Source organism: Paenibacillus sp. Dod16 (assembly GCF_049893405.1).
GTDB lineage: Bacteria > Bacillota > Bacilli > Paenibacillales > Paenibacillaceae > Paenibacillus_AQ.
The window spans coordinates 68,192-88,910 of the sequence record NZ_JBNDYG010000005.1; the positions used below are offsets into that span (position 1 = coordinate 68,192).

14 protein-coding genes are annotated in these 20,719 nt (G+C 49.5%); all 14 read right to left on the minus strand.

Translation table 11 applies throughout. The features are described 5' to 3' along the window. Positions 1-1,524, minus strand: a 1,524-nt coding sequence (locus ACPV3A_RS05030) for a DNA gyrase/topoisomerase IV subunit B (RefSeq protein WP_426198382.1), incomplete at its 3' end; no start/stop codon positions are given. A gap of 115 nt (positions 1,525-1,639) precedes the next feature. Then, a complete protein-coding gene (locus ACPV3A_RS05035; RefSeq protein WP_426198383.1) occupies positions 1,640-2,629 on the minus strand; it encodes an ABC transporter permease in 990 nt (329 codons plus the stop codon). Continuing rightward, the gene (locus tag ACPV3A_RS05040) at positions 2,622-3,590 is read right to left on the minus strand and encodes an ABC transporter ATP-binding protein (RefSeq protein ID WP_194545132.1); all 969 of its coding nucleotides are present in this window, start codon (positions 3,588-3,590) and stop codon (positions 2,622-2,624) included. The genes ACPV3A_RS05035 and ACPV3A_RS05040 overlap by 8 nt, the downstream gene beginning before the upstream one ends. Positions 3,591-3,626: 36 nt before the next feature. Then, the gene (locus ACPV3A_RS05045) at positions 3,627-4,478 is read right to left on the minus strand and encodes a GDSL-type esterase/lipase family protein (protein ID WP_339223133.1); all 852 of its coding nucleotides are present in this window, start codon (positions 4,476-4,478) and stop codon (positions 3,627-3,629) included. Between the two features lie 147 nt (positions 4,479-4,625). Then, positions 4,626-5,369, minus strand: a complete 744-nt coding sequence (locus ACPV3A_RS05050; RefSeq protein WP_339223131.1) for a CAP domain-containing protein — start codon at positions 5,367-5,369, stop codon at positions 4,626-4,628. A 352-nt stretch (positions 5,370-5,721) separates the two neighbouring features. Continuing rightward, the gene (locus ACPV3A_RS05055) at positions 5,722-6,183 is read right to left on the minus strand and encodes a GNAT family N-acetyltransferase (protein WP_071218337.1); all 462 of its coding nucleotides are present in this window, start codon (positions 6,181-6,183) and stop codon (positions 5,722-5,724) included. A 141-nt stretch (positions 6,184-6,324) separates the two neighbouring features. Then, positions 6,325-8,190 carry an ABC transporter ATP-binding protein gene (locus tag ACPV3A_RS05060; RefSeq protein ID WP_233354817.1) on the minus strand — a complete coding sequence of 622 codons (1,866 nt, stop codon included), beginning with the start codon at positions 8,188-8,190 and terminating at the stop codon, positions 6,325-6,327. Next, on the minus strand, positions 8,187-9,965 hold the full coding sequence (locus tag ACPV3A_RS05065; RefSeq protein ID WP_194541990.1) for an ABC transporter ATP-binding protein: 1,779 nt from the start codon (positions 9,963-9,965) through the stop codon (positions 8,187-8,189). The genes ACPV3A_RS05060 and ACPV3A_RS05065 overlap by 4 nt, the downstream gene beginning before the upstream one ends. Positions 9,966-10,488: 523 nt before the next feature. Further along, complete coding sequence (locus ACPV3A_RS05070; protein ID WP_426198384.1) at positions 10,489-14,136, minus strand: dynamin family protein; 3,648 nt, start codon at positions 14,134-14,136, stop codon at positions 10,489-10,491. Positions 14,137-14,432: 296 nt separating this feature from the next. Next, a complete protein-coding gene (locus ACPV3A_RS05075; RefSeq protein ID WP_006209564.1) occupies positions 14,433-14,714 on the minus strand; it encodes a hypothetical protein in 282 nt (93 codons plus the stop codon). A 252-nt stretch (positions 14,715-14,966) separates the two neighbouring features. Then, positions 14,967-15,638, minus strand: coding sequence for an endonuclease III (nth, locus tag ACPV3A_RS05080; protein WP_220685808.1), 672 nt, complete (start codon positions 15,636-15,638; stop codon positions 14,967-14,969). An 85-nt stretch (positions 15,639-15,723) separates the two neighbouring features. Next, positions 15,724-18,453, minus strand: coding sequence for an S-layer homology domain-containing protein (locus tag ACPV3A_RS05085; RefSeq protein ID WP_426198385.1), 2,730 nt, complete (start codon positions 18,451-18,453; stop codon positions 15,724-15,726). A 78-nt stretch (positions 18,454-18,531) separates the two neighbouring features. After that, positions 18,532-19,131: a GerMN domain-containing protein gene (locus tag ACPV3A_RS05090; protein ID WP_220685810.1), complete on the minus strand. Its 600-nt coding sequence runs from the start codon at positions 19,129-19,131 to the stop codon at positions 18,532-18,534. Between the two features lie 39 nt (positions 19,132-19,170). Further along, positions 19,171-20,550: an N-acetylmuramoyl-L-alanine amidase family protein gene (locus tag ACPV3A_RS05095; RefSeq protein WP_194541986.1), complete on the minus strand. Its 1,380-nt coding sequence runs from the start codon at positions 20,548-20,550 to the stop codon at positions 19,171-19,173. Positions 20,551-20,719 lie beyond the last annotated feature (169 nt).

A 20,719-nucleotide genomic window follows, 5' to 3' on the forward strand; every position in this document is an offset into this window, starting at 1 on the left:
GGTAAACTCCGTACCGATCCCTGCACCAATGGCAGATACAATTGCTCGGTATTCATCATTCTTCAGGATGTCGGCCAGCTTCGATTTCTCCGGATTCATCGGTTTCCCTTTAAGAGGCAGTATAGCCTGGATTTTCGAATCCCGTCCCTGCTTCGCAGAACCGCCAGCGGAGTCCCCTTCGACTATAAACAATTCGGTTCTCGTAAAGTCCTTGGACTGCGCAGGTGTCAGCTTGCCGCCCAGATTGGAGCTTTCGCTTCGCTTCTTGCCGCTGCGCATCTCGTCCCTTGCTTTACGGGCCGCTTCACGCGCTTTGGAAGCCTGGATGGCCTTCTTCAGCAGCGTTTGTGCGATCTGCGGATTCTCCTCGAGGAAGATTTGCATCTTCTCGGTGACAATGCTGTCAACCGCACTGCGTGCAGAAGCACTTCCCAGCTGGTCCTTGGTCTGTCCGACAAATTCGACCTCAGCCATCTTGACGCTGATCACGGTCATCATGCCTTCCCGAAGATCATTGCCTTCCAGGTTCTTGTCCTTTTCCTTCAAAAGATTGTTCTTGCGGGCATAATCATTCATGACACGGGTGTAAGCTGTCTTAAAACCCGTCTCATGCGTACCACCCCCGCGCGTCGGGATGGAGTTAACGAAAGAAGCCAACGTTTCGGTATATCCCGCATTATATTGAAGGGCGATTTCAACTTCGATATCATCCTTCTCCGCGTAAAAATGGATCACATCATGCAGCACGTCCTTGCCTTCATTCAGGAACTGAACGAACTGGCTTGCGCCGCCTTCATAGAAAAACTCTTCCCCGTTGCCGCTGCGCTCGTCTTTCAATACAATCCGGAGTCCGGAGTTCAGGAAGGCAATTTCCTGTAAGCGCTCTGCAAGCGTGTCGTAGTTCAGATGCGTTCCCGCGGTAAACACGCGCGCATCCGGTTTAAACGTAATCTTCGTCCCTGTTTTGTTCGTATTGCCAAGCACCTCAAGACCCGTTACAGGTTCCCCGACATGCTCTTTTCCTTTTTTGTCCTGCCAGTATTCAAATCGTTGGCGATGAATTTTACCGTCACGGTAAATTTCAACCTCCAGCCACTCGGACAGCGCATTGGTTACGGATGCGCCAACGCCATGAAGACCGCCGGACTTCTTATATCCGGAACCACCGAATTTACCGCCGGCATGCAAAATCGTAAATACAACCTGCGGGGTGGGGATGCCTGTCTTGTGCATTCCGGTTGGAATACCGCGTCCGTTGTCGTATACCGTCGCGGATCCGTCTTTATGCAATGTAATTTCAATTCTCGAGCAGTACTTGGCCAAATGCTCGTCTACGGCGTTGTCCACAATTTCCCATACCAGATGATGCAAGCCTGACGAGCTTGTGCTCCCTATGTACATGCCTGGCCGTTTGCGCACCGCAACGAGGCCTTCGAGCACTTGAATGTCGTCAGCATCGTATCCTGAACGGTTGTTACCGCCGTTCTTCGATGACTCTGCAAACATATCGATCTGTTCGACCATTCATGCTCCTCCTTCAATTTCACGTATCTCGTGTATTTCTATTTCTACATTTCAATATTTTAGAAGAACGCTGTTCCCTAAAAAATGCAAACAAATGTTTCATGCTTTGTCCATTTTAATTCAAGATATCCCTTCTCGTAAAGACACTGAATGAAACAATAACCGCACAAGTGGCCCAGACGGCCAATACGGCAAGGGAAAAATTCAAAGTCATCCCCTCAATTGGCGGCAAATTGCCTGCTAAATAATTCGTTAAATTGAGGTTTACCATGAACAAATATTTCGCGCTGCTCCAGGCCGATGCCATATTCGTCAGAATATTTCCGGCAATCAATGCGGCCATCATGATCACAATGCTCGCCGCCGTGCTTCGAACCAATACGGACACCATAAAAGCCAGCATACCGACGCATACGCCGACAAACCACACCAATCCACCCTGCATCAGCAAATACTTCCACTGTGGAACAGCATGAACGCCGGACATATCCACATCAGACCCAACAATTTGGAATCCCGTGAATACCGGTATATCAAATCCCTTGTATCCGAAGGCTAGGCCGGAGATCAGATAGGCTATGACAAAGGTGGAAACGACAATAAGAGACGTAAACATGATCAAGGCGATCAGTTTGCTGAGCAGCACCTTCCATCGCTTCACAGGCCTTGTCAGCAGCATTTTGATGGTACCGGTCGTCCGTTCACCGGAGACGATATCCGAGGCGATAGCCATAATGAGCAGCGGGATAAACAGGGATATCGCATTATTCAAAAATTCCCGTGTAAACGTAACCCCGTTTGGTTGATTAGGATTCACATCATGCTGCAAATAATACTGCATTTGCTGAATAAAGATTTGCCTATATCGTTTCCATTCATCCGGCACCCTGTCACTGCTAAGCGAATTCTCATTATCCGTGATTCGCTGCTGAAGTTCAAGCCGCCAATCACTGTTGAACTTCTCCCGGCTCCGTTCAGCTGACTTCATCTGCGCATAAGTAAACATAGGAACCAGAACAAGAAGAACGAGAAGGACAACATAAAACCGCTTTCGTTTGATAATTTTGATGCACTCGTTTTTGATCAGGGGCAACAGGTTACTCAATACTCTCACCCTCCGTCATCTGCAGGAACAGCTGCTCCAGCGTAGGATTGATCCGATGAACCTCCCGGACCTGTACTCCTGCGGCCACCAGCCGTTCCACAGCTCTTGACGTGTATGTAGTGCTCATGCGGGTCACAACAGCGTCCGGAGACATGCCTGCGAGCAAATTATCGTCGAGCACGTCCTCGGGGCGTTCGACGATGTGGCAATAATCCAGCTTTTGCAATATCCGTTTCCCTTGCACGGCGGGATTCAGATCCCATATCACATGATCGCTGTTGCCGGCAATCAATTCTTCGACCTCGCCAACCGCAAGCACTCTTCCGCTGCTGATGATCGCCACGCGATCGCATAACAGCTGGATTTCGCTCAGCAGATGACTCGAGACAAAAACAGCCAACCCTTCCTCGGCTAACCGATGGATGAACTGCCGCATCTCTTTGATCCCTTTCGGATCAAGACCGTTTGTCGGCTCGTCAAGAATGAGCAGCCTCGGTCTGCCGAGCAGGGCTTGGGCTATCCCGAGCCGCTGCCGCATTCCCAGAGAATACGTGCTCACCTTGTCATGAATTCTTCGATCCAATCTCACCGTATCCACAACTTCCTGTATTCGCTGCTGGTCAATGCCGGGCTGCATTCGCGCAAAATGCTCAAGATTTTCCCACCCCGTCATATATGAATACATTTCAGGATTCTCCACGATGGAACCGATATAACGCAGCGCCTGCTCCTGCTGGCGGTTCACATCATAACCGCAGACCTCGATCTTGCCGGAGGTCGGTTTGATCAGATCAACCAGCATCCGGATCGTGGTCGTCTTTCCTGCCCCGTTCGGCCCCAAGAACCCGAAAATTTCGCCTGCGCGCACGTCGAACGACACATCATGTATAATCCATTTTCGACCGATTTTCTTTTTTACATGCTGGACAGATAACACGATTTCTTGAGCTTGTTCATTCATCGTTTTCCAACTCCCCATATGACATCCTCATCATGCCTAGAGCATACCCTCTACAATTCGATCCGCTATAGCCTGATATCCTTCCCCGTTCGGATGAAAATGGTCCGAGGACAGATACTCGCCCAGCTTGTGCTGAAACAGATCAAACGTAGGGACCAATGTCATATTGGGATCCCGGTTCACAATCTCCATGACCGAATGATTCCAGGCAGAGACCACGATATTGCCGGGTATGAGCAAATCCTCCAAATCGGAAAAAGGATGATAGAGACCGATATAAACGATTCGGGCATCCGGATTAATGGCGCGAATCTTCTCCAGAATCGCCTGCAGGCGTTCAGAGGCCTGCGGCAATGCGGCCATCAGCTTGGCAGGTTCAAGCTCCAGCTCATCGGAATCCGCCGCCCCGTCCATCAGCCCGCTGCCTTGAAATATATCATTGCCTCCGATCGAAAGCATAATCACATTGGCTTGCTTCAAGGCATACTGTATTCCCTTGTCATCCAGCTTGGGAAGCAGTGCTTCGGTAGTCATTCCGTTTATGGCCAGATTTGCCAGCAGGCTCGCTGTTCGTCCATCGCCATTTAATTGATCCACGCTTCGGCGGACAAAACCGCTCCCGGTGTTGTCCCCTGTTCCCTTGGCCAGTGAATCTCCAATCGCAGTTACCTTTAAATCATGGGGCAAAACCGGTTGTGACGGATCGCTCCCCGGCTGTTCCGGCGCTGTCTCTTCATCGGACGCCTCGGATCCGCCACCGGTCAGCAAGGGCTGTCCTTGCGGATCATTAATATCTTTGAACGCATACATAAAACCGATAATGAGCACAATCGTTACAATAACCGACACGGAGGCAGTGATTCGCCATATCCATGCAGATGATTTCATGACATTCCCCCTACAAAACTCCTCATTACATTACCTTAAGACTTCTATATAAAATTTGCAAATCAAAACACGCAAAGAAGACTGCCCCGGACGCAATCTTTCGATGCGTGACCGGGGCAGCCTCTTCATATGAAACAAGATAAGTGCTTATTGACTGATGAATTCTTGAACCCAATATCCGTTATAATATCCAACACCGATCATGGTGAAATTCGGAGACAGGATGTTTTCACGATGACCTTGGCTATTCATCCAGGAGTTCATTACTTCTTGAGGCGTACGTTGCCCTTTAGCAATATTCTCGCCGGCATAGCCGTAAGAAATACCGTAAGCTTTCATCATATCAAATGGCGAACCATGTGTCGGTGAAGTGTGGCTGAAGTAATTGTTATTACTCATATCCTTCGCTTTATCCAGCGCTACGGTTGTTAGCTTAGCATGGACCGTGAGCGGCTTCAGACCTGCATTCGCACGTTCTTTGTTCACCAATGTGACAACCTCGGAAGCAAAATTCGATTGTTCCGTTGTACCCGCCGGCTCGGAAGGCTGGGACGGTTTTGTAGTTGGAGTGCTAGTCTCAGGCTTGCTTGTTTCCGGTTTGCTGGTTTCAGGTTGCGTCGCTTCTGGTTTAGTGGTTTCTGGCTTGCTGGTTTGCGGAGTTTCAACAGGTTTGTCTGCCTGAGGTTTTTCCGTTTGCGGCTTCTGAACCACCCATTTAAACTGGGATTCAAAACCTTGGCTTTCCAGGAACTTCTGGATCTTTTGCTGCCAATTTACATAATTATTACTCTCAGCAGGTGCTGCGGATGCCGTAGTGGGCAGCATGATACCGACAGCCAGTACAGCAGCAATGCTGCCGCCTGCGATTTTCTTTATCCAATGGTTGTTCATAAATGCTCATCTCCTATGCTCATAGTTGTGAGTTTGCTTGACCGCCCGTTCTAAGATGAATTTCAAAGGTGCTGGACGATCAAACAATAGTTACATTTTTGTAATCTCGTACGAACACATTGTAACACATTTGATACCTTGAGCAATCCTACAATTGTTGGAAAAGCGCCCTTGAATTCCTACCTATACATAGGTGATCAAGTCGACATTAGTCCCAGATCATATGTAGTGATTAATGCCTGATTCAAGCGATGAATCTCTTTTTATATCGGTGGTCTTTCAATCGATTTTTAGGTCATAACAAGAAAAAACCCATCCCAAAAATGGGATGGGTTCATGAAAAGCCCCTGGATTACAGCTTTTTACTAAACTGATATCCAGCCTTTTCAAATCCAATATGCTCATAAAATGCATGTGCGGGAGCAAGTTCTTCCCGGTTGCCGCTTGTGAGAAACAAGAGGTGGCTACCATGCTGTCTTCCCCATGTCTCTGCACCGCGAATCAATCTTTTGCCAATTCCTTGGCCGCGGTAGCTTGAGGTTACAATAACCGAAGTAATTTGAGTGACCGGTTCGGTCATAGTGAAGGATTTGACTTGACGAAGCATGATCATACCAACAACAACACCATCAACTTCAGCAATCAGATTGCCGTACAAAGGATTGTCGTTCATCGCTTCCATCCGTTCACGCATGACATTCAGCGTGGTCGGATAATTCAGTTCGCGCATCAAGGATGTGACAGCTTCCAAATCATTCTTCTCAAAGTTTCGAATCAGCAGTGCAGGCGCAGATAATACGCTTTCGATGCTCATTATACCCTCATGCTTCCCTTCTTCTATGAATTCTGAGTAAACTCTACTTCTATTTTGTAAGTTTATGAAGAAGATTGCAAGTATCGAGCGACATTTTTTTTACATTTGTGTCGGTTTTGTTAAACCTTTGTTAAGCCGTTTTTACAAAAATCGGTATTGTGCTTCAATCAACCCATGGTACGTACCCTGCTTCTGCATAAGCTGGCTGTGATTTCCTTCTTCGATAATCTTACCGTGATCCAGCACAACGATATGATCGGCATGGCGGATCGTTGATAAACGGTGCGCCACGATGAAGGAGGTTCGGCCCTGAAGCAGCACTTTAAGAGCTTCCTGAATTTTTAACTCCGTCTCGGTATCGATACTCGCCGTTGCTTCATCCAGAATCAGAATCCGCGGATCGGCAAGGAGCGCCCTGGCAAAGGACAGCAGCTGCCGCTGACCCATAGACAGCATATTCCCGCGTTCTTCAACCTCGGTATCGTAACCGCCCGGCATCTGAACGATGAATTCATGGGCGCCGACCGCCTTGGCTACATCCTCAATCTCCTCATTGGTCGCATCCAGACGGCCAAACCGGATATTATCGCGAATCGTGCCGGAGAATATAAAGGTATCCTGCAGCACGATGCCAATCTGATTGCGGAGGCTTTCCACCGTCACCGATTGGATATCGTATCCGTCAATCGTTAGCTTACCTTCGGTAATATCATAGAATCGGCTGAGCAGATTAATGATAGTACTCTTGCCTGATCCGGTATGACCGACAAGCGCAATCGACTGGCCTGCCTTTACATTCAGATTGATCCCTTTGAGAGCCTGACGTCCTTTTTCGTATTCGAACACCACATTCTCCAGCTTGATGTCCCCTTTAATCGTTGGCAATTTCTTCGCCCCAGGCTGATCATCAATGCTCGGCTTCTCGTCAATAAACTCAAAAATACGTTCAGAGGAAGCCATGGCGACAAGCAATTGGTTATACATTTGGCCAAGCCGGTTGATCGGCTCCCAGAAGTTTCCGACATATTGGGTGAAGGCAATTAACAGACCGATGGTGAGCTCGCCTTGCTGGATCAACACGGCACCGAGCCAGAACAAGATCAATGAACCRAAACCGCCGGTAATTTCGATAAGAGGCCCAAACCCTTGGTTCATGGCAGACGCTTTATCCCAGGACTTTTTGCTGTCCATGTTCATGTTATCAAAGAACTTCATATTCTCTTCTTCTTGCGTGTAAGCTTGGGTTACGCGGATCCCCTGAATCGATTCATTCAAGTGAGAGTTAATCCGCGAGTTCCGAATCCGTACATCCTGCCATGCACGCCGGATGCGTACACGGAGTTTCGTCGAGATGAAGAACATGATCGGTACCGTGACAATAACAGCAAGACCGAGCTTCCAGTTTATTAACAAAAGAATAACGACAATACCTACTAACTGCACGCAGTCGATGATCAGGTTGACAACCCCGTTGGTAAACAAATCCTGCAGGGAGTTAACATCATTCGTAACCCGGACCAGCACAGATCCAGCCGGACGCTTGTCGAAGAAATTGAAGGATAAGCGCTGAATGTGCTGGAACAGATCTGCTCGCAGGTCATAAATGACCCGCTGACCGATGATATTCGTAAATCTGATACGAAATATTCCTGCAACCCATTGAATGATATACATCGCAAGAACCGCGATTGTAATCTGATACAATAGGGTTAAGCTCGGGTTGCCATCCCTCGGGTCTATGGCCTGGTCGATTGCCAAACTGGTCAAGAACGGAATGGCCAGCTTCGTTATGGTACCGATGACCATCATAAGGCCGATCAACGGGAGAATCTGTTTGGCGTAAGGTTTCATATACGAGATCAGACGCGTCAGCTGCGCCCAATTAAACGGCTTTTCAATCGCATCGTCGTCCTTGTATACAAAACGTTCATTCGTTTCTTCCGAAGGCTTCCGCGGCCTCGGAATCTTTTGCTTTTGATGCGGTTCAGTATTTACATTGGCGTTCATGCTTGCACCTGCCCTTGCGTGCCTCCTGCTTGAGCTTGCTTCGCAATAAGGTCCGCATATTGTATTTTGTATACATCCTGATAAGGCCCCGGCACTGCAATCAAATCGTTATGCTTGCCGCGCTGCACAACTCTTCCCTCATCCAGAACGAGAATTTCATCCGCATGACGCAAAGAAGAAATCCGGTGAGCGATAATAAATGTCGTTCTGCCGTTCATGACTTCCTGGAAGCCGGACTGAATTTCATGCTCGGTTTCCATATCTACAGCACTGGTGGCATCATCCAGGATCAGGATTTTCGGATCTTTCAGAAGGGCTCGTGCAATCGCAATCCGCTGCTTCTGTCCGCCGGAAAGTCCCATCCCCCGTTCGCCGACAATGGTATCGTAACCATCCTTCATTTCCATAATAAAGTCATGGGCTTTGGCCAGCTTTGCAACACGGATAATTTCTTCCATGCTAACGTCCTTCATGCCGTAAGAAATATTGTTGCGGATGCTGGACGAGAACAAGAAGGTCTCCTGAAAGACCGTGGCAATCTGGCTGCGCAGACTCCGGATCTTTATATCATTAATGTTCATGCCGTCTAGTTTGATGCTGCCCTGATTCACATTGTAGGCATGCATCAAGAGCTGGATAATGGTCGATTTACCAGACCCCGTTCCCCCAAGCAGTCCAATCACGGAGCCGGGACGAGCATCCAGATTAATATCTTTGACGGCCGCCATCTTGTTACCGTAAGCAAAGGTGACATTATCAAATACGACATGACCCTTCACCTCGCTTGGCACCAAATCTACCGCACGCTCACGGTCTTCGACATCGATCGGCTGATTCAGCAGCTCCAATACCCGTTCACCCGATGCCTTGGACTGCGTGTAGTTATTAATGTGAAACCCGATTCCCCAAAGCGGGCCGATTATGTACCAGATCAAAGTAAAGAAAGCTGCCAGTTCCCCTACCGTCATGGAACCTTGGATGACCATCGCTCCGCCGACGGCTAGCAAAATGACGACACTGATATTCGCGAAGAGCTCCATCATCGGGAAGTAACGGGCCCATAGGGAAGAGGCAAATATCTGGTTGGTTTTGTAACGCTCATTCCGTTCGGAGAATTTCTCCACTTCGTGAGGCTCGCGAGCAAAAGACTTTACGGTACGAACACCCGTGATATTCTCCTGAACCGCGGTCGTCAGCGAGCTTAGTGCCAGACGCATCTCCTGGAACGCCGGATGGATCTTGGATTCGAACTTTAGAGCCGCCACAACCAAAAATGGCATCGCTACCAAAGTTACGAGCGTCAATTTCCAGCTAATGGTAAACATCATAATGGAACCGAAAGTCACCATCAATACCAGATTGAGCAGCTGAGCAAAACCGAAGCCGATAAACATTCGAATCGCTTCCAAATCGCCCGTCAGCCGTGACATCAAATCCCCGGTCCGAGCCGTGTCATAGTAACGGAACGATAGAAATTGCAATTTTTCATAGCAGGCGTTTCGTAGCGCATAAGCCAGGTAGTTCCCCAGCCTCCCTCCAAAAAATCCGTGCAAAAACTGCATGAAAGCTTTAAGGATGACCACACCCAGTACAGTGAGTGCCAGCTGCGGTACGATACCGTAATTCTCCAGCTTGATTGCATCGTCAATCAGCACTTTTAACAGATGCGGATAGACAAGTCCTAAAGCGGTTGCAATCGCCAGACACAGCATGGAAAGAAAAAGATAACTTCGTTTCTCCCAAAAGAAGCCCTGCAGTTGCCTGAGAACATTCATGTTTATCCTCCTTTGGATTATTTTCGTTCAGGTTATGTAGCATTTATGAAGTTTATCATCGACCTGAACCCGCGGMAAAGAGGRAAAACCGCCATAAATGAGCCAAAAGGACCTAAAGGGGGCAAATAGTATAACTTATCTTTGTTTCATAATGAAATCATCGGAAATTCTCATTAATACTAGGGGATATAATCACATTGTCAGTCCCTTCAACCATCAGGCTTCATCCACGATTTCCGACTTTTTTGAACATGCTTGAAAAAGGGTAAAATCCTAAGCCGTTTTCACCCCAGTGCGAACGTTGTAACGGATTAAAATATGTCATACCATCCTCTTGACCTTATCCACCCGAACGAGCATAGGAAAAAAGGCGCCCCGCCAGGATGGCATTTGGGACGCCCTTTGATGGAAAAGTATGCGATTGGAGTTTAGACCTGCATAACATCGTTATTCGTATGGAAGCTTCAGACTCCAACATCTACACCTTTCGTTGTGTGCACATGTTATGGCATAAGATCCGCCATTACCGAGCCGCCTGAATCATAGCTTCCAGCTCATTCGCCAGCTTACTCCACAACAACGGAGACTGACCGTCCTGCAGCGAACCGAGGATGGCAGCCATGGATTCCTTCAGCTGTTCCTCCAACACCGATACATGATGCTGCAATGAACGTACACTCATCCGAACATAGTGGTCCGTCAGCTGCTCTTCCCGAATGCTCACCACACTCGCCACGGCTTCCTTCACCTTCGGCTCTGCCGCTTCTCGAAGCTTGGAGCTTCCGCTGCCCTCAAAGAAATGCTTCGGGTTCTTAAATGTCGACCAGAAGGCCAACCAATCCCCTTGTATTTGCAATTCCGTTTCTTCCAGCTCCGGCGATGACCAGTCCTTATCCCGCCGGATGGCAAGGGACAAGCCCTCGGCCATACCGTTGATATCCGCTGCTGCTTTAAGCGCTGCGTCTTCGGTTAATTTGCGGCCGGCCATCTCTAATCGAAGCGTTGTTGCCCATAACTCCTGATCCAGCTCCGTGGACATCGTCCGCATCAAATCACGCCCGCAAGCCGCAAAGGCCGATTTCAGGTGACCTGCGTCCTCCCGAAGCACGGAAGGATTAAACGACTCCTGAAAGAAACGGTTCATGGCATAATCCAGCCGCTGCCGTACATGAAACAGCAGCTCGCTGCTTTCCTGCGCGATATCACGGGACATGTTAATCTCCGTTAAAGCCGCAAGACGGGATAGGGCTCGTTTGTGAACCTCTTCCAGCTCCACGATTTTACGCTCACGCGTGGTCTCATCCTGGGCTGCCATATCGGCCCAAGCTCTGATTCGATCCCTCACCGAAGCCAGTTCATCATAACCGGCGCGCTCTGAAAGCCTTGGCAGCTCTTCAACCGCAAAACGGCTAAGCGCATCTTCGAATACCGGGAACCCCGATTCCTGCAATTTCGCTTCATCCCCATACAGCTTACTATCCAGCGCTGCCAAACTGGAAACAGGGAAGATATGCGGGCTGCCTACCCCGCTGGACGTCAGGTTGGTACGAACATGCTTCACCACCTCATCCAGTTCCTCTTCGGATTGTGCAAGATCTGCGGCATTGACGATAAAAAACATTTTATCCAGCGCAAAGCTGTCTTTAACCCTGCCCAGCTGGGACAGGAATTGCCGATCCGCTTTGGAGAAAGCATGGTTGTAATACGTTACGTATACGATAGCGTCCGCATTTTTAATATAATTGAACGTTACGCCGGTGTGCCGGGCATGAAGGGAATCGGCTCCAGGCGTATCCACCAGCACGATCCCCTGCTCTGTCATCGGACAGCTGTAATACAGATCTATCCCGTCAACAAAACAGGATTTGGTTTCGTCGGCCACATAGCCCCGATATTCCGCCAGCTCTACGGTTTCTGTCATACCCAGTTTGGTCTCCATCATGTCAAAGCCGGCTGCCGCAGCCTTCAGAAACCCATAATGCGGCAATCCTGCCGGATGAATACCGGCCGGATTCAATGCTTCTGCCGCGCTTCGCCAATTGCTCGGAGTTGGTTCTTGGAGACCCAGCACGCTGAAGGAGTACTTCAAATCGTCCCACCACATCTCGCGGCTCTTCATGCGCACGTCTGCGGTACCATGGGTTTTCCCTTCTGCTGGTGCCACAATCCGGTTCACCGCCGCCGTTGTCGGGTGCGGTGATACCGGCAATACCGACTCGCCAAGCAGAGCATTGGCGAAGGAGGACTTCCCGGCGCTGAACGCGCCGAACAGCGCCAAAGTGAACGAGCCGCCCGCAAGCGCATCCGCGCGGGCGGTTATATCCCGCGCGGCCGATGCCAGCGCGGGATGCGGCGCCAGCAGCGCGGCCGCCGCGCGCAGCTCGGCTGCCGCGGCATCCAGCCGCTGGCGCCGCTGCGGTGCCGCCGCCTGCGTCCCGGCGGCGCGGGGCGCCGTGCGCCCGTGCCCCGGCTGCGCCGCCGGGGCACCGCCCTGGGCAGCCGCTGGCGCGGGCTGCCCTTCCGGCTCCCTCACCTCCGGCAGGAGGCCGGGGGTGAGGGAGGTGCGCGGCGGGAGCAGCTGCGCCAGCTCGGCCGCACGGGCGGCTTCCGCCTGCTGCAGGGCTGCATAGCTGGCGGAAGCCGCAGATTGCGCCAGGAGCTCGGCACCCTGGCGCTCCAGGTCCTGCAGACGGACGGCCGCAGCGTCCGTCAATACCGCCTTCAGCCGGTCGGCCAGCACCAACACGGCCCTGCGGTAGCTGCCCTTGATTTCCTCGGCCAGCTCCCGGTTATAGTTCAGTACGTATTCGCCGGACACCGTCGCTTCCGGATTCACGATCCGCGTAATCATATCCTCCCGCACACCGGGAAGCTCAGCGTCCATCAGGCTCTCCCATTCGGTATTCCACTCCGTATGCTGTTCCACGCTTTTACGGAACAGCGAACGCAGATGCCAATCGATCTGCGATGCGGTCTGTTCCTCCAATCGATGATAGAAAGCCTCGAGACGGCGCCGACGCTCCTCTTCCGTCTTGCCGCCTGTGAACAGAAACCCGACTTTAAAACCGCTTTTGCGGCTTTCCAGAAAAGCCAGACTTAAATCCCGAACATCCGCCGGCGTCAGATTGGCGTTTGCCAGAAGGGCATCCGCTTCTTTGCGCAGCTCAGAGCGAACGGTCTCTGGCAGCAGCTGGACGGTTCTTTTTTGATCCTCCAGCTCCTGCAGCCGCGCTTTCATCGCCGCTGCGGCCTCCTCGCCGCCCATTTCCTCCAGCAGCCGCTCCTTCTCTTCCTGATGGCTTCTGGTATAGGCCTCCACATGCTGATCGGCAGCATGACGAATGGAGCAGGATACGCTGTAGCGCAGCAACGGCTCCTTATGAGATATCAGTTCACCGATCAAGGACTTTAGAAGCCCCCATTGATTATAGGGATGATCCTGAGCTTTAAGCGAAGTGCATAGCAGCCCCTTATACGTGATCTTCCACTGGGCGAACGCCTTCTTCACGTCATTCAGATAAGCAGAAAGCGTCAACTCGTCATCACGATGCTTGTCGATCTGATTGACGATCAGATACAGCGGTTTGCCCCAATCGGACAAACTCTTGGCAAACATCAGATTACTCTCGGACTGCACATGATTATAATCCATGACGTAAAAAACGATGTCAGCCATATGGAGGGCAGAATGCGTGGCAAGCCGGTGCCCGTCATCCGTTGAGTCAACCCCGGGGGTATCCATCAAGACGCCATCTTCTCCAAGCAGCGGCACATCATCCCACACTTCAATCGCGGAATACTCCCGGCCCTCCTTGCAGTATTCGGCAAGTTCGTCGATTGTTACCGTTAAAGGCTCTCCAGGCTCCGCAGCAGATCGGTGAATCAACGCCCGTGGCTCGCCGCTTCGGATTGTAACCACATTCGCACTTGTCGGTACCGGACCCGAGGGCAGTACCTTTTTGCCGCAAAGCGCATTAATCATGCTCGACTTCCCTGCGGAAAAATGTCCGCAGAAGGCCAGCGTCAGCTCACCACCTGTACCCTTGCGTATTAAATCCTCCGTCAAAGCAGAGGAAGATTCGTCATTCCACTCCAAAAAACGGTCCCGAACTCTGGTTAGTTCCGTAACACTGTATCCGATTTCATGCTCAGCCATCAACTTCAATGTCATTTCTCGCTCCTGTCCATTGATCTCTCAATTTCTGACACATTCTATTCACATCATTTTATTTTATCACCGCTTGCACTGTAAAGGAATCATTGCATTTCATTTTCGGCCGTTGTCTTGATATAACAGTCCTTTATCTATGCAAAATGGCAGGTCAAGGAAGTGATCTTCCTTGCCTGCCATGGGTCCAAACCTTCTTGATGCCGGCACATACAGGAGGTATGAGCTGATAATACACACTCGATTACCCTGTAAGAACCAGGTTTATCTCATATTTTAAAACATCAAATTTGAAGAACTTAAGATACAACGGTGTTTTCTTCTGCCGGAATTAAAATTTCGAAGACATTTCCGTGCTGCAGAATGGTTAACCCGCGTGATTTATCGCGCATGACCACCACTTCAGGCTTCTGCGACATACGCTCCAGATAATGCTCGGGAGCATCCCCGGAATGACTGAACGTCACGCCTTCGACTTCTTGCTCTTCATTCTCACTCAGCTGGCTTTGGCTCTCCACCACATGTTCAAAAATATCTGAGAACAATTCAAAATTGTCGGTGTAAACAGAGATGCATTTCATGTGTAATCCCATCCTCTTTTAAATTTAGCTCATGCCGATCCAGGATACCGTCTCTTTTACCTCGCGAAAAACCGACTTTTGATCACTGTTGTTTCCAGATTTCCATTCACCCATGCGGCTAAAGATAGAAATCCGGAGACAAAGGCAAGCATTGCGCTTGCTTGCAATTATGTCCATTTCGCTAGCTATTCATTAAAGTACCGTGTTCCCAACGAATCAGATGAACCTCTTTTTTGTCTATTTCTTGCTGTTTTACAGTTGTTCCTTATTCTTCCTGACTGCTAAGGTTTTCATACGTTTCTTTCCTTCACGGCAAACATCCAGCAATGGGCATACCGGGCATTGCGGATTTTGAGCCTTGCAGTGATACCGTCCGAAAAAAATGATCCGATGATGGGTCAGCGTCCATTCTTCACGCGGTACCCGCTTCATCAGCTTTTTCTCCACTTCCAGCACGGAATCTTTCCAGGCGGCCAGTCCAAGTCGCTTGGAAACCCGCTCCACATGCGTGTCTACCGCGATGGCAGGCACACCAAAGGCATTGGAAACGACGACATTGGCTGTCTTACGTCCAACCCCAGGTAATTTGACCAGCTCATCATGAGCTTCCGGTACCTCACCGCCATACTGTTCGATCAGAATCCTGCACAAATTCTGAATATGTTTGGCCTTATTCCGGTATAATCCGATCCGCCTAATATCCTGCTCAAGTTCCTCGATCGGTACCGATACATAATCCAGAGGCGTTTTGTATTTCTGAAACAGATCCCTTGTCACTTTATTAACCGTTTCATCCGTGCACTGGGCGGACAGCAGCACGGCGATGGTCAGCTCAAACGCATTGCTGTGATGCAGTTCGCAATGTGCATCCGGAAACATGCTCTCCATCGTGTCCAAAATATGCCGTACCGTTGCCGCATTCATATGATTTCCCTCCCGCAAAAAAAAATCTTGATGCGGAAATCCCCGCATCAAGACGGTGTTTCTCGAGCAATCCCAGGTCGATAATTTACTGTTTTACGATCTCAACAACGACACCGTTGTTTAAGTACAGTACAATATTATCATTTTCCTTAAGGGATTGCACGGACAAAGTAGTGTCACCTTGATGAACAAATACTTTATCCGATAATACATACCGGAAATTATCGTTAATCGATTTGCGTTTTACTTGAATTTCCGTATTGCTTGCCTGCCAGAATGCACGTTCAACCTTCTCCAGAACCTGGATAATGGTAACGCCCTGAATGTCTTTTCGAATCTCTACGCGATCTCCTGAGGTCAATGCGCTTAAATTCGAAGCCGTTGAACCATTCTTAACGACTTTAACTCCGCCGCTTACACCTAACGTCTGGCTATTGCCTGAATAATCCTTCGTGGTCAATGCATTTGCGGAAGCATCAACGCTTGTCACTTCGCCAAGCGTCAATTTAACTTCAGCTACCGCTACAGGCGTTAAGCCTTGGAACGTTATATTAACGAGTGCTCCCGGACGCAAATCAGCGAGCAGAATTACTTGTCCGGTTTCGCCGGTCAATATGGATTTATCGGTATAAATATCGCTTGTGGAGCCGTTTGCTTTCACTCGAATACGGTTCCTTGTGGGTTCCGTTGAAACAACCTCAAATTGTGCGGAAGTTTTGAGTTTTAAGCTCTGTAAGTAATCCTGATTGTTCGACAGCTGGGCTAACACTTCGTCACCAATCCGCAAATCTGCCAGGGATGCGCCTGATCTGCCGAAGATTTCCACAATCGGACTATTGTAGTAAGAGATTTCTTCCGCTTTACCGTTAGCGGTCATAATCGAAATCACTTGCTTGGATGTATTAATGCTGTTAATTTTACCTTCTACTTTGTATACCACTTCTAATGAGAGTACGCGGGTACCAATCAGGGAGACACTTACCTTGCGTCCCGAGACAAGCAGTGGTCCAACTTTATCCAGCGTGGTTCCGTAGCTCGAGTCCAGCTTCGTCTTGTCATCCAAGACGATTACACGAGGCTGGTTGTTCGCATCCTTGACGGTCAGCCAGTGCGTCTTCCCGTCGTAATTTACGACGGTAACGGCATCCAACTGCTCGATTTGACGACCCGTTACTTCGATTCTCGAAATTTTTTCCTCAGCGTTAATGGTCAGTGTTACCTGGTCACCGGATACGGCATCAGCGAGTAAATCGGACAGAACAGGTTTAGCCACGCCGTTAATAAAGATTTCCGGCTTCTCTGCCAGATACTTCGTTTCGAGCTGTGTACTTCCACTTCGCTTGTATGTGATGGTCTTCCCGTTCTCTTCAATGGAATAAAGCATTGCCTGCACGGTACGATCGACGCTTTGCGTAACTTCCATCGTCTGCAGAACGCTGTTTTCTACCGAAAAGTTCACGGTGTAGCCGCTCTTCAATTCAGCCGGAGCCAAAATCTGATTCTGATATCGAATGACGGTGGCATCATCCCACGTGTACGTATCCTCATAACCGGTGCTATCCTTAAGGGTTACTCTTTTGTTTACCGTATCCACGTTCTGAACGACGCCTGCTCCCGTCTTGTTAACCAAGCCGCTCTTCACCCGGATTGACACGATTTTCTTCTGCGGGCTGTATGTTTCGCGTTCAATCGTAAGCAGACTGCCGGCAGCAAGCGTCTTCGGATCGATCTTGGTTCCGTTCTGATCCAGGAACACCGTGCTTGGCTCGTAACTCAACTCTTCAAAGGTGCTGCCAGTATCCAGCCAAATGACGTTGTTCGGCGACAAACGTGCATATGTGCGGTCAAGCCGCTCCACTTGCTGGGTCGAATCCGTAATTTCTACGTAAGCAGCCGTTCCGTTATTCACGATGACCACTGCTTGTGTGTAAGGATTGATCTCCGAGAATTGCAATCTCTTCTCCGAATCCGAGGTGAAATACGCTGTCGAATTATCCAGCTTGAATGAATTCAGCTTGCCATCGGCATAAAGCTCCAGCTTGCCGTTCTCGATCGAAGCGATAGAACCTTTGTATTGGTTCTCGTAATTTGTGGTAATGTAGGCCTGGGCACGGCTGAGGAACGTTGCAAGCTGGGCACGGGTAACGGCCCCTTGCGGATCGAACTTGTTGCCGTTCAAGCCTTTTGCAAGACCTAACTCAACGGCTACATTGACATATCCCAGACGATCCGGGGATATCTTGGCGTTATCCGCAAAGCCTGTCGCTTTATTTTTAGCTGCATCAGCCTCCGCCGTACGTCCAATGGAACGGACAAGGACTTCGGTTATCCATTCCCGGGATGCTTTCTGCGCGCCCCAAATGACTTTCTCGTCCGTATATCCGGATTCTTTTTGCTTGTCGAGCAGGTTTTGCTGAAAAGCCAGTTCAACATACTTCGTAAAATAATCATTCACTTTAATATTTGTCGGTAATGTCGCAGCGCCGTTGCTTAATTGATCCTGCATGCTTAAGAACCGGATCGCCATCGTTACGGCTTCCTGCTGCGTTACGGGATCGTTCGGACGAAACTTTCCGTTATTCCCGGTCACGATCCCCTGTGCTGCTAACTGATAAATATACTTTTCTCCCCAATATCCGGCATTAACGTCACTGAATGCGTTTATGGCCGTTTGGGATGCATTTGCCGTTGTCGCATTTGACGCTTCTTCATCTGCCGAGACGATCGAAGCCCCGCCTCCGAATGCTATAAGTCCGGCCATGACGGCGGAGACCACTTTTTTGGAATGAACATGTTTGCTGTGTCTAAGTACCATTTTCTTTCCCCTCTCAATAACTACTGCTTCATCATATACTAATATTCGACAGCAGATCGTGATCTCCTTCAACCATCATTACCGAGTCATCGGATTTTCCATATCGACATGACCCATTAACGATTCGGTCTGCTGACCATCCACCAGAATTTGAAGTGATTTCACTTCGTCAAACTGGAAAAAGGTTTTTTTGATCGCATCGATGGCAAACGACTCGCCGCCTGCACCCAGGTTAGCTTCGTCCGGAACCGTCACATCGAGCGTCAGAGCTCCGTTTTCAAATTTCAACGAATTCAGTCCGATTTTCTCCCACAGGGGAACCATATCGGCCTTATCGCTCTTTTGCAATGCTTGATACGCCGCTTCGTATTTTTCTTGATCTTCCTTATACGAAATTTCGGCCGTACCTTCTACCAGCTCCATCAAATCTGGATCCGTGTAATAGGCTTTGATGCTCTCTGTTTTTGCTTCCGGCGTTGTCACTTCGCTGCCGCTGCCCGTAGACGATCCGCCTGATCCGTTCGACGCTCCACTATGATCCTGTCCTGTCTGATCATCAGGTGCAGGCGTTACTTGCCCAGGCGTATTGTCCGGAGCTGCTCCGGGTTTCTGCCCGCAACCGGCACCAATCAGCATTACGGCTGCCAGTAGGCCAGCCGACCATATTTTTTTATTCAAAAGTAGCCACCTCCTGCAATCACGATCCCTGTCGTATCGTTAATCAACCTTCAAATAATTTTTGATCCCTCTGACAATGGCCTCGGCTACCCGATCCTGCGTTGCCGGATCAAAAAGCTTGCTCTCATCGGTCTTGTTGCTCAGGAACCCGACTTCCAGCAGAGCGCCAGGCATTTTGGTCTCGCGAATGACATGGAAATTGCCGTATCTCACTCCGCGATCCTTTAAGCCCATAGCCTTTACGATCTCTTTATGGAGTGCATTCGCCAGCGCTTTGTCAGATTCATGGTAGTAATAGGTTTCGGTTCCGCTTGCAGTGGAAGGGCCGCTATTAGCATGTATCGATATGAAAACATCAGCCTTCAGATCATTCGCAATTTTTGCGCGATCCTTCAGCTCGAGGAAAGTATCGTTACTGCGAGTCAAAACGACTTCGATATTTTGTTCTTTGGCCAACAATTTCTCAACTTTCAGCGCCATCGCGAGGTTGAAATCCTTCTCCCTCTTCTTCGTTACCCCGATTGCTCCCGGATCGTGGTCTCCATGACCCGCATCTATGACCACAAGCTTCTTCCCGCCTGTACCAGGTGTAGGGTTGGAGCCCGTATTCAAATCCACAATGAATAGGCCCGATCCGTTCTCAAGGCCTGAAACGGTGTAATTTTTGCCATAGTTGAGATCAATGACAATGCGCACGGTCATCGGGTTGCTGTTGTACAAGGAATAACGTACGGATTTGACATCCGGATATCCCGTTACGTCCATCTGACCGGTCTTCATCACGTCATCAAAGCTGGCATTGCTGCTGAACGTATCCGAGAAATTCGTGTTCACCATATCGATGACGATACGGTCCGGATTACTAAGCTTTGATACATTCGGCTTGGCATTGCCCGTAACGGCGACCATCAGCCTGTTTTCACTGAAACTGATGCCGTCCACAGTCGACGTAGTTACGCCAGGCTCTTCACTAGGGTTACTCCCGTCGTAGGACGAGGTCAGATAGACTGACTTCTGCGCGTTATCCCATCTTACTTGAAGGCCCATCTGCTCACTTACAAACCGGATGGGAACCAGTGTTGTTCCACCGCGTAGAACAGGTGCCTTGGTCATTTGTACGCGCTGACCGTTGATGTCAGCTTGCTGACTTCCAATCACCATCGTTACTGTCTGCGAGCCGTCTTGGACAGTTACCGTCTTGGTCGCCTTGTTCCAGTACACGTCAAATCCCAGATTCTCGGATATGACACGGATCGGAACCATGACGGTGCCGTTATTGTTCTCGACCTTCACGCCAGATGACAGATTGATTTGTTGGCCATCCAGGTAAATCTTTGCGCTGTACGAACTCGCATCCGCCATTTTAGGAAACGCAATCATGATGACAACCAGAAACATTAAAAAACCGAACTTCTTCATCCTTCACCCCTACCATCCTATTATTTTGCCACAGATTGGCGTTTCTGCACTCAGCCTGTCCGACATTACCTGACAACCTATAGACGCAAAGTCACGATGAAAGTTGCGAAATTGTTCCCTTTTTACCAAAAAAACACCTATTTCAAAAACTGAAATAGGTGTTTAGTCC

Bases quoted from the DNA above. Each gene is read 5' to 3' on its own strand.
- ACPV3A_RS05040 (WP_194545132.1), bottom strand. From the start codon at position 3,590: ATGAATGAACAAGCTCAAGAAATCGTGTTATCTGTCCAGCATGTAAAA.
- ACPV3A_RS05045 (WP_339223133.1), bottom strand. From the start codon at position 4,478: ATGAAATCATCTGCATGGATATGGCGAATCACTGCCTCCGTGTCGGTT.
- ACPV3A_RS05050 (WP_339223131.1), bottom strand. From the start codon at position 5,369: ATGAACAACCATTGGATAAAGAAAATCGCAGGCGGCAGCATTGCTGCT.
- ACPV3A_RS05055 (WP_071218337.1), bottom strand. From the start codon at position 6,183: ATGAGCATCGAAAGCGTATTATCTGCGCCTGCACTGCTGATTCGAAAC.
- ACPV3A_RS05065 (WP_194541990.1), bottom strand. From the start codon at position 9,965: ATGAATGTTCTCAGGCAACTGCAGGGCTTCTTTTGGGAGAAACGAAGT.
- ACPV3A_RS05070 (WP_426198384.1), bottom strand. From the start codon at position 14,136: ATGACATTGAAGTTGATGGCTGAGCATGAAATCGGATACAGTGTTACG.
- ACPV3A_RS05075 (WP_006209564.1), bottom strand. From the start codon at position 14,714: ATGAAATGCATCTCTGTTTACACCGACAATTTTGAATTGTTCTCAGAT.
- nth (WP_220685808.1), bottom strand. From the start codon at position 15,638: ATGAATGCGGCAACGGTACGGCATATTTTGGACACGATGGAGAGCATG.
- ACPV3A_RS05085 (WP_426198385.1), bottom strand. From the start codon at position 18,453: ATGGTACTTAGACACAGCAAACATGTTCATTCCAAAAAAGTGGTCTCC.
- ACPV3A_RS05095 (WP_194541986.1), bottom strand. From the start codon at position 20,550: ATGAAGAAGTTCGGTTTTTTAATGTTTCTGGTTGTCATCATGATTGCG.